This window comes from Micromonospora sp. NPDC048830, assembly GCF_043198215.1.
Taxonomy (GTDB): domain Bacteria; phylum Actinomycetota; class Actinomycetes; order Mycobacteriales; family Micromonosporaceae; genus Micromonospora.
Map to the genome: position 1 here is coordinate 17,375 of NZ_JBICUP010000066.1, position 11,877 is coordinate 29,251.

The 11,877-nt window shown below is 72.9% G+C and carries 13 protein-coding genes; 10 read left to right on the forward strand and 3 right to left on the reverse strand.

Annotated features, from left to right (window positions below):
* Window positions 1-18 precede the first annotated feature (18 nt).
* The 3 genes from ACGFIZ_RS31675 (at window position 19) to ACGFIZ_RS31685 (ending at window position 3,564) form a co-directional block, all read left to right on the forward strand.
* Entirely contained in the window at window positions 19-1,680 is a 1,662-nt protein-coding gene (locus ACGFIZ_RS31675; protein ID WP_393426201.1) for a glycerol-3-phosphate dehydrogenase/oxidase, read from the forward strand.
* Window positions 1,677-3,206, forward strand: a complete 1,530-nt coding sequence (locus ACGFIZ_RS31680; protein WP_393426204.1) for an FGGY-family carbohydrate kinase — start codon at window positions 1,677-1,679, stop codon at window positions 3,204-3,206. Before ACGFIZ_RS31675 ends, ACGFIZ_RS31680 begins: the two co-directional genes overlap by 4 nt.
* Before the next feature lie 133 nt (window positions 3,207-3,339).
* Window positions 3,340-3,564 carry a zinc ribbon domain-containing protein gene (locus ACGFIZ_RS31685; RefSeq protein ID WP_393426206.1) on the forward strand — a complete coding sequence of 75 codons (225 nt, stop codon included), beginning with the start codon at window positions 3,340-3,342 and terminating at the stop codon, window positions 3,562-3,564.
* 116 nt (window positions 3,565-3,680) lie between these two features.
* On the opposite strand, the gene ACGFIZ_RS31690 is transcribed toward ACGFIZ_RS31685, so the two are convergent.
* Window positions 3,681-4,766 carry a zinc-dependent alcohol dehydrogenase family protein gene (locus ACGFIZ_RS31690; protein WP_393426209.1) on the reverse strand — a complete coding sequence of 362 codons (1,086 nt, stop codon included), beginning with the start codon at window positions 4,764-4,766 and terminating at the stop codon, window positions 3,681-3,683.
* 223 nt (window positions 4,767-4,989) lie between these two features.
* Here ACGFIZ_RS31690 and ACGFIZ_RS31695 point away from each other — a divergent pair, with 223 nt between their 5' ends.
* Window positions 4,990-5,118, forward strand: a complete 129-nt coding sequence (locus ACGFIZ_RS31695) for a hypothetical protein (RefSeq protein ID WP_393426212.1) — start codon at window positions 4,990-4,992, stop codon at window positions 5,116-5,118.
* A 116-nt stretch (window positions 5,119-5,234) separates the two neighbouring features.
* Here the strand turns inward: ACGFIZ_RS31695 and ACGFIZ_RS31700 are convergent, their stop codons facing one another.
* Complete coding sequence (locus ACGFIZ_RS31700; protein WP_393426215.1) at window positions 5,235-5,798, reverse strand: snapalysin family zinc-dependent metalloprotease; 564 nt, start codon at window positions 5,796-5,798, stop codon at window positions 5,235-5,237.
* Window positions 5,799-5,933: 135 nt separating this feature from the next.
* On the opposite strand from ACGFIZ_RS31700, the gene ACGFIZ_RS31705 reads away from it, so the two are divergent.
* Window positions 5,934-7,289 (forward strand): carbohydrate-binding protein, encoded by a 1,356-nt coding sequence (locus tag ACGFIZ_RS31705; protein WP_393426218.1) that lies wholly within the window; start codon window positions 5,934-5,936, stop codon window positions 7,287-7,289.
* A gap of 50 nt (window positions 7,290-7,339) precedes the next feature.
* On the opposite strand, the gene ACGFIZ_RS31710 is transcribed toward ACGFIZ_RS31705, so the two are convergent.
* Window positions 7,340-7,477, reverse strand: coding sequence for a hypothetical protein (locus tag ACGFIZ_RS31710; RefSeq protein ID WP_393426221.1), 138 nt, complete (start codon window positions 7,475-7,477; stop codon window positions 7,340-7,342).
* Between the two features lie 363 nt (window positions 7,478-7,840).
* Here ACGFIZ_RS31710 and ACGFIZ_RS31715 point away from each other — a divergent pair, with 363 nt between their 5' ends.
* The 5 genes from ACGFIZ_RS31715 (at window position 7,841) to ACGFIZ_RS31735 (ending at window position 11,864) form a co-directional block, all read left to right on the forward strand.
* Entirely contained in the window at window positions 7,841-7,999 is a 159-nt protein-coding gene (locus tag ACGFIZ_RS31715; RefSeq protein WP_393426224.1) for a hypothetical protein, read from the forward strand.
* Between the two features lie 329 nt (window positions 8,000-8,328).
* Entirely contained in the window at window positions 8,329-8,739 is a 411-nt protein-coding gene (locus tag ACGFIZ_RS31720; protein WP_393426227.1) for a VOC family protein, read from the forward strand.
* Between the two features lie 132 nt (window positions 8,740-8,871).
* Window positions 8,872-11,022: a glycogen debranching N-terminal domain-containing protein gene (locus tag ACGFIZ_RS31725; RefSeq protein WP_393426230.1), complete on the forward strand. Its 2,151-nt coding sequence runs from the start codon at window positions 8,872-8,874 to the stop codon at window positions 11,020-11,022.
* Window positions 11,023-11,113: 91 nt separating this feature from the next.
* On the forward strand, window positions 11,114-11,440 hold the full coding sequence (locus tag ACGFIZ_RS31730) for a LacI family DNA-binding transcriptional regulator (RefSeq protein WP_393426232.1): 327 nt from the start codon (window positions 11,114-11,116) through the stop codon (window positions 11,438-11,440).
* A gap of 37 nt (window positions 11,441-11,477) precedes the next feature.
* Entirely contained in the window at window positions 11,478-11,864 is a 387-nt protein-coding gene (locus tag ACGFIZ_RS31735; RefSeq protein WP_393426235.1) for a hypothetical protein, read from the forward strand.
* The last annotated feature ends 13 nt before the right edge of the window (window positions 11,865-11,877 follow it).

Here is an 11,877-nt window from a genome sequence, read left to right on the forward strand (position 1 = left end):
CCCTCCCGGGAGCCACCCATGCCACACCCGCAGACCGGCACCGGTGACGTCGTCGACCTCGTCGTCATCGGCGCCGGCATCAACGGCCTCGCCATCGCCCGAGACGCCGCCGGCCGCGGCCTGAGCGTCGTCGTCGTCGACCGGGGCGACGTCGGCGCCGGCACGACGGCCACTTCCAGCCGGCTCATCCACGGCGGCCTGAAGTACCTCGAACGCTACGACTTCACCCTGGTGCACGAGTCGATCCGCGAACGGCACCTGCTGTTCCGCAACGCCCCGCACCTCGTGCACGACTACCCGATGCTCATCCCGTTCTACGCCGGCGACAGCCGGCCGGGGCCGCTGATCCGGCTCGGCCTGGCCGCGTTCGACGTGCTGGCCGCCGGGCGCGGGCGCGGCCGCAGCCGGGGCATGTCCACCCGGGCGATCGGCCGGCGCTGGCCGCACCTGTCCCAGCGGGGACTGCGCGGCGGCGTGCTGTTCAATGACGCCCAGGTGCCCTGGGCCGAGCGGCTCTGCGTCGAACTGCTGGTCGACGCCCAGCGCCTGGGCGCGACCGTGCTGACCTACACCACGGTGACCGGCCTGATCGTCGACGACCGCCGGGTGCTGGGGGTGCGCACCCGCGACAACGACACCGGCGCGGCCGGCGAGGTCCGGGGCCGCCTGACGATCAACGCCGCCGGGCCGTGGATCGACCGGATCCTCGACGGCCAGGTCGAGAGCGGGCGCCTCAACGGCGGCACCAAGGGCAGCCACGTCATCGTCGACCCGTTCCCGGGCGCCCCCGACACCTGCATCTTCTTCGAGGCCGCCGCGGACCAGCGCCCCATCTTCGTCTTCCCCTGGGAGGGCCGGTACGTCCTCGGCAGCACCGACCTCACGTACGAGGACGACCTGGACGAGGTCGTCGCCAGCGACGAGGAGATCGACTACCTGATCACCGAGGCCAACCGGCTGTTCCCCGACGCGAACCTCACTTCGGACGACGTGCTCTACAGCGTCGCCGGCGTCCGGCCGCTGCCGTACACGGCCGGGGTGTCGGACAACGCGAAGATCAGCCGGGGGCACACGGTGCTCGACCACGCGCCCGCGTACCGGGGGCTGCTCACGATCATCGGCGGGAAGCTGACCACCCACCGGGCCCTGGCCGAGGACGCCGTGGACGAGGCGCTGAAGGTGCTCGCCCGCCCGCGCCGCCGGTGCGCCACCCGCACCCGGCCGCTGCCCGGCGCGGACACCGCCGACTGGCCGGCGTTCCGGGCCGAGTTCCTGCGCGCGCCGGCGCCGTTCACCCCGGAGCAGGCCGCCCGGCTGCTGGCCGTCTACGGGGTCCGGGCCGGCCGGATCCGCGAACTCGTCGTGGCCGACCCCGCGCTCGGCGAGGTCGTGGACCCCCGCACCGGCGCGGTCGCCGCCGAGGTGGTGCTCGCCTTCCGCGAGGAGGGGGCCCGGACCTTGGCGGACGTGCTGCTGCGCCGTACGCTGGTCGGTCTCGGCCCCGACATGGCCCTGTCGGCGGCCGTGACCTGCGCGGACGTCGCCGTGCGGCACCTCGGGTGGGACTCCGGGCGGGCCCGCTCCGAGGTGGCCGCGTACCGGGGGGAGCTGCGCCGGTTCCGCCCCCGGGTGCTGCGCCTCGCCGAGGCGGCATCGACCAGTGACAGGAGGGCGTCGTGACGGCTGGGAACACCTGCTACCTCGGCGTCGACGTCGGGCTCACGGCCACCAAGGCCGCCGCGTTCGACGTGGCGGGCCACGAGCTGGCGGTGGTGCACGCCCGCACCCCGCGCACCAGCGTGACCGCCCACCGGCACGACGTGGACATGGCCGCCCTGGCCGACACGGTGCTGTCGCTGCTCGCCGAGATCGGCGGCAAGCTCGCGGCCGACGGGTACGCCGCGGCCGGCATCGGGGTCGCCGCGCACGGCAACGGGCTGTACCCGGTCGACGCCGAGCTGCGCCCGGTCGGGCCGGCCATCGCCTCGTCGGACAGCCGGGCGCAACACGTCGTCGCGGCGATCCCGGCCGACGGCGCCCGCCGGCTGGCCCGGGAGACCGGCTCGATCCCCTGGGCCGCGCAGCCGGCCGTCCTGCTGCGCTGGCTGCGCGACGCCGAGCCCGCCGCCTACGCGGCCACCCGGTGGGCGCTGTCCTGCAAGGACTGGGTCACCGCCCAGCTCACGGGCGTGCCGAGCGCCGACTACAGCGACGCCAGCGCCTTCGGCCTGGTCGGTCTCGACACCCGCGCCTACACGCCGACCGCGCTGGAACTGGTCGGCCTGCCGGCCGCCGACCTCGACCGGTTTCCGCCGCCGCGCCGCTCCGACGAGGTGGTCGGCGGGCTCAGCGCGGCGGCCGCGGCCCGCACCGGGCTCCCCGAGGGCCTGCCGGTGATCGCCGGGTGCATGGACTGCGTCGCGGCGACCCTGGGCGCCGGCGGTCGGGAGGTCGGTGACGGGACCATCATCGTCGGCACGTGGGCCATCAACGGGGTGGTGGTGCCCGCACGCAGTCCCGCCCCCGAGGTCACGCTCAGCGCGTTCATGCCCGACCCGGCCACCATGCTGGCGATGGAGGTGGCGCCCACCTCGGCGGCGAACCTGGACTGGCTGGCCTGCGCCGGGGTTCCGCACGCCCGGGCGGGCGGCGTGCCCGCCGCGGAGCTGCTGCGGGAGGCCGCCGCGGTGCCGCCGGGCGCCGAGGGGCTGCTGTTCCTGCCCTTCGTGAACGGGGCGCCCGAGCACCCGTCGGCGTCGGGCACCTTCCTCGGCCTGTCCAGCAACCACCGCCGCGGGCACCTGGCCCGGGCGGTGATCGAGGGCGTGGCCCAGTACCACCGGGTGCAGCTGGACCGGGTGCTCGCCAGCGGCGCGGACGTCGGCGACCGCCCGTGGCGGCTGGCCGGCGGGGGCGCCCGCTCGGCGGTGTGGGCGCAGATCTTCGCCGACGTGCTCGGCCGGCCGGTGCGCCGCCAGCTCACCAGCGAGCTGGGCGCCCGGGGCGTCGCCTCCCTGCTGCCCGGCGCGCTCGGGCACGACGTGCCGCCGTGGACGGTGGACGAGGCGGACGACCTGTGCGTGCGGCCGGGGCCGGACCGGACGGCGTACCTGGCGCACGCCGAGGTGTTCGACCGCTGCCTCGCCGGCATGTCCGCGGTGTGGTCGGAGGTGGAGCGCTACCGCACGGGCGGCGGGGGCGCCTGAGCGGCCCGACACGCGCGGCCGGGGCCGGCGGTGACCGCCGGCCCCTGAGTGCTTCGACGCGACCGGCCGGGGTCGGCAAAGTGACCGCCGGGTGACCGGCTGGGTGTGATGGGTTACGACGAGACACGCCGATGTGAGGTGCGCGATAAATCGATCATCCCGGTACGGGCGCGCCTTCGCGAAGATCAACCGTTTTGTGCCCACGTCGCAGACGTGCTCGGCGTGCGGCTGGCTCGACGGCCCCAAGCCGCTGTCCGTCCGGTCGTGGACCTGCCCGTGCGGGGGTCCACGACCGGGACGTCCAACACGGCGCCAACGTGCTCGCGGCGAGAGCCGGAACCCTGTGGAGCGCAGGTAGGACCGGCACCCGTGCCGGCGCAGCGCCGTGAAGCAGGAATCCGCTCAGGCGCTGTGCGCTGTTCCGCGCGCAGAGCGGAGGAAATCTCCGTCCATTAGTTTAGGGCGGAGGGAACGTCAACGGCTGAGGACGACCTTGAGCGCGCCGGTTTCGCCGGCCCGCGCGAAGACGTCGTAGGCCTGCATGAACTCGCCGAGAGCGAAGCGGTGGGTGATGAGCCGGGCCGAGTCGATCTGGTTCGCGGCGACCAGCTTGAGCAGCGTAGGGGTCGAGTACGTGTCGACCAGGCCGGTCGTGATCGTGATGTCCCTGTTCCAGAGTTCTTCCAGGTGCAGTGTCGCCGGCTTGCCGTGCACGCCGATGTTGGCCAGCCGTCCACCGGGACGTACCAGGCGGGCACACAGCTCGAACGTCTCGGGGACCCCGACCGCCTCGATGGCGACGTCTGCGCCGAGCCCGTCCGTGAGCCGCATCAGCTCAGCGACCGGGTCCTCGCCGCTGCTGTTGACCACCACGTCCACGCCGAACTGCTTGGCCGCCTCGAGCCGTCCGGAGGTGCGATCGATCGCGACCACATGGCTCGGCGTGAAGAGCTTCGCACCGACAATCGCGGCCAGTCCGATCGGTCCGGCCCCGACGACCGCGACGGTGTCAGCCGGACGGACGGCCCCGTTGAGCGCGCCGACCTCGTACCCGGTCGGGAGAATGTCCGCGAGCATGAGGGCCTGTTCGTTGCTGACCCCGGCCGGCAGTGGATAGGTCGAGTTGTCGGCGAACGGCACCCGTACGTACTCGGCCTGGGTCCCGTCGACGCGGTGGCCAAGGATCCAACCACCCCCACCCACGCACTGCCCGTAGCGGCCGCCACGGCAGAACCGGCAGCGGCCACAGGCGCTGATGCAGGACACGAGGATCCGGTCACCCACGCTCACGTTCTTCACACCGGCGCCGACCTCGACCACGGTGCCGACGGCCTCGTGGCCCAGGATCCGCCCCTCCGTGACCGTCGGCACGTCCCCCTTGAGGATGTGCATATCGGTGCCACAGATGGTTGACGCGTCCACCTGGACGATGGCATCGGTGTCCTGCTGAATTGTCGGGTCCGGGACTTCGTCCCAGCTCTTGCGGCCCGGGCCGTGATAAACCAGCGCTCGCATCTCCAGTCGCCTCCTAGCACTCGTCTTCCTGGTGCCGCGCTCCAACCTCAACCGATCACAGAGCCACGGGTCCCGCCCCTGGTCGGGACCGCATGTCGCTTGGCTGGGCATCCGACAACATTTGCCTGGTATCACCCGGTTTGAGAGGTCCCGCGCTCGCTGACCTGCATGCCGCCGAGGATCGCCGCGCCGGGCTTTCCCCCACGGATCCTCTCGAAACTGCGGTGAGCCCGCCGTCGAGGAAGACCTTGAAGCCGACCATCGCGAGATGGTCCGGATCGAGGGCGTCGATGCGCTCCCTGGTACGGCCGGCGCGCACGTCCTCGGCCGACACCACGGCCTCCAGCTTCGGGTACAGCGCGGCGCGCAGGACCAGGTCACCGTCGGCAGCGACTGAGAGGGCGTCCGATTCACGTACTTTATGAGTAATGTGCGTTCAAGTGTCTCGCCATCGACCGGCCGGGGCCGGCGGAGAGCGCCGGCCCCGGCCGGGGCGTCACCGCTGGCGCGGCGTCAGCGCTGGGCGCCCACCGTCGCGGCGGCCGGCCAACTGTCGCTGAAGACCCGCGCGCTCTCCGCGCCCGGCGACGCGGACCGGAACCACGAGTCGACCGCGGCGGCCTCGGTGTAGTGCGGGTACGGGTTGGTGCAGGCGGTGCCGGCGCTGCCGCCGGACATCAGGAGGGCGCAGTTGCCGTTGTAGTTGTCGGCCAGGCCGAGGATGTGCCCGATCTCGTGGGTCATGATCCGCAGCGGGCTGTACTGCTGGGCCTGGTAGTAGTCGATGACCACGTAACCGTTGCCGAGGCTGTAGCGCACGGCGTACGAGCCGCCGCCGTAGGTGTAGTAGATCATCAGGTTCGTGCCGCACTGCGACATGTTGATGTTGTTGGTGTAGGCGTTCCAGATCGAGGCGGCCTGGTTGGCGTACCCGGCGAACGGACCCGCCTGGCTGGTGTTGTAGCAGACGTTGGTGATGGCGAGGGCCGGCGACGCCTCGGCGGCGACGACGCCGAGCGACGCCATCGTCGCGGCGGCCAGGGTGGCGAGGATCCGGGACAGCTTGGGCATACGCATCACTCACGCTCCATATGGGGACGGGTCGAGCGGGACCAGGCAAGCGTATTGATAGAAATAGATCGATATCAACACCCATTGTTTAATTAACAAACTTTACTGATACGCTCCGGGTCATCGACGGGAGGAGATGTCATGGGACTTCGAGGCAGGGTGGCGGCCCTGCTCGCGGGCGCGGCGGCCGTCGTCGCCACCGCAACCCTCGCCACGACGGGCGGCTTCGCCGCAGCGGCCACCGGGCCGGCGGACGTCGGCGCCGCCGTCGCCTGCACGGCCCCGGCCTGGGCCGAGGGCACCAGCTACCCGGCGGGCAGCCGGGTCACCTACGCCGGCCGCCTGTACGAGGCCATCCAGACGCACACCCCGCCGCCGGGCTCCGGGTGGAACCCCGCGGCCACCCCGGCGCTGTGGCGCGACCTCGGCGCCTGCGACGGCAGCCCCTCGCCGACGCCCACCAGGACCCCGACGCCCAGCCCCACTCCCACGTCCTCGCCGACGCCGACGCCGCCACCGACCACCACCCCACCCCCGGGCGGGGAGACCTGCGCGGTCAAGCCGAAGCCGGCCGGCAAGGTGCTGCAGGGCTACTGGGAGAACTGGGACGGCGCCGCGAACGGCGTGCACCCGCCGCTGGGCTGGATACCGATCACCGACTCCCGCATCCCCGCCCACGGGTACAACGTGGTCAACGCCGCCTTCCCGGTGATCCGCGCCGACGGCACCGTGCTGTGGGAGGACGGCATGGACGCCACCGTGCGCGTGCCGACCCCGGCCGAGATTTGCCGTGCCAAAGCCGCCGGCCTGACCGTCCTGCTGTCCATCGGCGGCGCGACCGCCGGCATCGACCTCAACTCGACGGCGGTCGCCGACCGGTTCGTCGCCACGGTGGTGCCGATCCTCAAGCGGTACAACTTCGACGGCATCGACATCGACATCGAGACCGGGCTGACGGGCAGCGGCGACATCAACCGGCTGTCGACGTCCCAGGCGAACCTGATCCGGATCATCGACGGCGTGCTCGCGCAGATGCCCGCCGGATTCGGCCTCACGATGGCGCCGGAGACGGCGTACGTCACCGGCGGCAGCGTCACCTACGGCTCGATCTGGGGCGCGTACCTGCCGATCATCAAGCGGTACGCCGACAACGGCCGGCTCTGGTGGCTGAACATGCAGTACTACAACGGCTCGATGTACGGCTGCTCCGGTGACTCCTACTCGGCCGGTACGGTGCAGGGCTTCACCGTGCAGACCCAGTGCCTCGACAACGGCCTGACCATCCAGGGCACGACGATCCGGGTGCCGTACGACAAGCAGGTCCCGGGCCTGCCGGCGCAGTCCGGCGCGGGCGGCGGCTACCTGGCCCCGTCGCTGGTGTCCCAGGCATACAACAGCGTCAGCTCGATCAAGGGCCTGATGACCTGGTCGATCAACTGGGACGGCTCGAAGAGCTGGACCTTCGGCGACAACGTGAAGGCCCTCGAGGGCCGCTGACCGAGTCGCTCGGATCACCGGCCCGGACTTTCCGGGCCGGGTGATTCCGTTCACCGCCCCGCGAGCTCCGAACGCACCAGCTCCAGCAGCCGCCCCAGCCAGTTGGCGCCGTCCGAGCTCCAGTACCGCGATCCCCAATCGCTGTAGAGCAGCCGGGCGTCGCCGGTTTCCCTCAGCTGTTGCGCCATCGCTGGATGCCGGTCGAACTTGTCCCGTAGGAGCGCGGCCATCACACCGAGCCGGACCGAATGACCGGCCGGACTCCTCCAAACGCTGCTGGGACGCACTGATCGCGTACGCCGCCGAGCCGGGCAGCACCAACCTGGAGATCGTCCGCGAGCGGTACCACGCGGTGCAGTTCGGGAGCCAACCAGGACCCGCCGTCGCCGCTTGAAGCAACTCCGCGTCCGAATCCCGGTCGACGTGCCGCCCGGCTCGGCCGACATCTGACCGCCCGGGGCAGCCACGGTTTGCGCCTGGCGCCGCCGGGAAGGCCCCTGTCTCGACGCGTGGGAGGCGTTCCCGCGCCGGGTCGGACAGGGGAGGTCCAGATGGCTGACCGCGAGCAACTGCACGAGCTGCGCCAACGCGCCCACGAGGCGGGCATCGAGGGCAACTCGAAGATGACCGAGGGCCAGCTGCGCGACGCGCTGAAGAGGGTGGGTCGCGGCGTCGATCCGCAGACCGCGAAGCAGCAGAGCAAGCGCTGACGGCCGCGGCCAGCGCCCGGCGATCATGGAGTTGACGGCGCGACACGCCGAAAGGGCGGCCGTCAACTCCATGATCATGCGGGGCGGGCGTCAGCGCCGCGAACCGCCCGGAGGGCCACTGATCGGTCATCGCCGCAGCATAGGAGCGCGCGGCGCCCGTCGACGCGAGTCGATCCGGCCCCTTCCCGGGGCATTCCGGCCAGGCGGGCGGACGGAACCGGCCCGCGCCGAGCGGGGTGGGTTGCGCCGCGCCTGTCCGCGTGTACGCCCCGCTCAGGGGCGGTGACGGTGCGACGATGGGCGCCGACCAACGGATCAGGAGGGATGCTGTGGCCTCGCAACTCAACCCGTACCTCAACTTCGACGGCAACGCCCGGGAGGCGATGGAGTTCTACCACCAGGTGTTCGGCGGTGACCTGTCGCTGACCACGTTCGGCGAGTACGGGGGCGACCCGGCGATCGCCGACCAGATCATGCACGGCATGCTGCGGACCCGCAGCGGCTACGTGCTGATGGCCTCCGACACGCCGCCCGGCATGCAGATCCAGCGGGGCAACGCCGTCACCGTGTCCATCAGCGGCGACGACGCCGACGAGTTGCGCGGTTACTGGGAGCAGCTCAGCGAGGGCGGCGTGGTGGCCGTGCCGCTGGAGAAGCAGATGTGGGGCGACGAGTTCGGCCAGTGCGTGGACCGCTTCGGCACCGCGTGGATGGTCGACATCACCCCGCCGCAGGGCTGAGCCCTCCCCAGGGCCCGGCCGCGGCGCGGTGGTGCCGGGTGTATCGGCGGCGTGGGCGGGTACGGACGGCTGTCCGACGCCGCCCGGGACGCACACCCCGGGGCGGAGCCATCCGCCGGGGAGGTGCGGCCCATGAGCAGGATCCGGGACCTGCGGGTCCGTCCCGACCTGCTGTACGTGGCCAGCGGGTGGAGCGCCCTGGTCACGGACGTGCACGGCCGGATCACCGGCGCCGGGCCGCAGGGATTCTTCGCGCGCAACACGCGGGTCCTCAGCGCCGAACACCTCACCGTCGACGGGCGGGAGCCGGTTCCGTTCAGCACGGCCAGCGTCCAGGCGCACGCCCAGTTGTCGTACGCCGAACTCGCCGAAGGCGAGGCGCTGCCCTCCCGGGCGGCGTACCTGCTGACGGAGCGCTTCGTCGGCGCGGGCCTGCGCACCCGGCTGACCGTCCTCAGCTACGCCGAGCGGCCGCTGGACCTGCGACTGGGGCTGCGGCTGGCCGCCGACTTCGCCGACACCGGCGAGGCCGAGACGGGCCGGCGCGTGCAGCGCGGCGGGGTCGGCGCGGCCTGGGACCCGGCGGCCCGGGAACTGCGCCTGACCTACCTGCGCGACGACCTCGACCGCGCGGTCGCGGTCCGCGTGCACGCCGAGGGGCCCGTCGCGTACGCCGACGGGGCGCTCGCGCTGCGACTGCGCGTGCCGGCCCGCGGGCGCGGCCGGGTGGAGTTCCTCGTCGAGCCCGTGTTCGACGGCGAGCGGCTGGCGGCACCGCCGGCCACGTTCGCCGAGCCCGGCGGGCGGGCCGCCGCCGCCCGGTCCCGCCTGGCCCGCGAGTTCACCCGGATGCGCAGCAGCAACTTCGACGTCGAGGCGGCGTGGCGGTGCGCGGTCGACGACCTGGCGGTGCTGCCGCTGGGGGAACCGGCGGGGCCGGCGGCGCCGATGGCCGGGCTGCCGATCTACCAGGAGGTCTTCGGCCGGGACACGATGACCGCCTCGTGGCAGGCGCTGCTGGCCGGGTCGACGATGCTGGCGGACAGCCTGCGGCTCAATGCCCGCCGCGTCGGGCGGCACATCGACCGGTGGCGGGACGAGGAGCCGGGCAAGCCGCTGCACGAGGCCCGCCTGGGCCCGGTGTCCGTGCTCGGGTTCGACCCGTTCACCGCGTACTACGGCGACTGGTCGACGGCGCCGGACTTCCTGGTCTTCCTCGGCCAGTACCTCGCCTGGACGGGTGACCTGGCCACGCTGCGGGACCTGCTGCCGGTGGCGCGGCGGGTCCTGGAGTGGATCGACCGGTACGGCGACCCGGACGGGGACGGCTTCCTGGAGTACCACTGCCGCTCCCGGGCGGGCCTGAAGAACCAGGGCTGGAAGGACTCGGACACCGCGATCGTCGACGAGCACGGGCGGGTGGTGCCGAACCCGATCGCGACCAGCGAGCTGCAGGCGTACTGGTACGCGGCGCTGCGGCACGCCGCGGTCGTGTTCACCGCCACCGGCGACCCGCGCACCGGCGCCGTCCTGGTGGCCCGCGCGCACGCCCTGCGCCGCCGGTTCCACCGCGCGTACTGGATGCCCGAGCGGGGGTGCCACGCGATGGCCCTGGGGCCGGACAAACGCCAGGTGCGGTCGGTGAGCTCCAACGACGGGCACCTGCTGGCCACCGGGATCGTGCCGGCCCGGATCGCCCCCGCCGTCGCCCGCCGGCTGCTGGAACCGGACATGTTCAGCGGCTGGGGCGTGCGCACCCTGTCGGCCGACCACCCGGCGTACAACCCGTTCAGCTACCACCGGGGCAGCGTCTGGCCGGTGGAGGCCGGCACGATCGGGATCGGGCTGGCCCGGTACGGCTGCTGGGAGCAGTTGCACCGACTCGCCGAGGGCATGTTCGCCGCGGCGGCGCTGTTCGAGGGGCACCGCCTGCCCGAGGCGCTCGGCGGGCTGCCGCGCGACGCCGAACACCCACACCCCGGCGTCTACCCGAACTCGTGCTCCCCGCAGGCGTGGTCGGCCAGCGCCGTCGTCGCGGTGGTCCAGGCGCTGCTGGCCCTGCGCCCGGTCGCGCCGCTGCGGACGATCCTGGTGGACCCGCACCTGCCCGAGTGGCTGCCCGACCTGACGCTGGAGGGCGTGCAGGTCGGCCGCGCCACCGTCGACCTGCGCGTGCGCCGTCGGCGCGACGGCCGGGCGTCGGTACGCGCCCGCGGCGACCGGGTCGCCGTGGTCCGCCGGCCCACGCTCCAGGCGACCGCCGCCCGCCGGCACCGGTCCTGAAATCGACGTCTGCGGTTGTTAAGTGGGACACCCTTGCCTATCGTGCAGCTGTAATCGGTTACAGGGCTCGGCGCGACGGATCGAGGGAGTCATGGGCAACGATCGGCTCACCGTCCGGGAGATCGCCCGCCTGGCCGGGGTGTCGGTTGCCACCGTGTCCCGGGTGTCCAACGGGGTCGGGCAGGTGTCGGAGGAGACGCGACGGCGGGTGCTGCGGGCGATCGAGGAGCACGGCTACCGCCCCCACCACCTCGGCCGGGCGCTCGCCGCCACCGCGGCCGGCGAGACCGACCCGCTCGACGGGGGCCTGGTGCTCCCGACCGACCTCGTCGTCCGAGGCAGCTGCGGCTGCCCCGCCACCACCACGCACGACCCCGCGGCGACCGGGCGCCGCCCGGCGGCGGGCCCCGAGAGGTGACCCGTCCGGCCGTGGGACCCATCCCCGAGGAGGCGTAGTGAAGCACTGGAGACACGCGACGGCCGTCGCGCTCGCGCTCGCGCTGGGCGTGACCGGCTGCGGCCGGGACGACGGCGGCTCCACGACCGGCGGCCAGCCCGCCGGCAAGGGCATCGCCGAGGGCAAGGCCACGGGCGAGATCACCGTCTGGGCGATGGGCGCCGAGGGGGAGAAACTGCAGGCGCTGGCCGCCGACTTCACCAAGGAGAACGCGGAGGCCAAGGTCACCGTCACGTCGTTCCCGTTCGACGCCGCCCACGACAAGATCGCCACTGGCATCGCGGGCCGGCAGACGCCGGACGTCAGCTTAACGATCCCCACGGATAAATCCGGGGGATTTTCCTCCGGGGCCAGGCCCTGGATTCCCAGCTCGGACCGCACCTGATCCACCGTCCCGG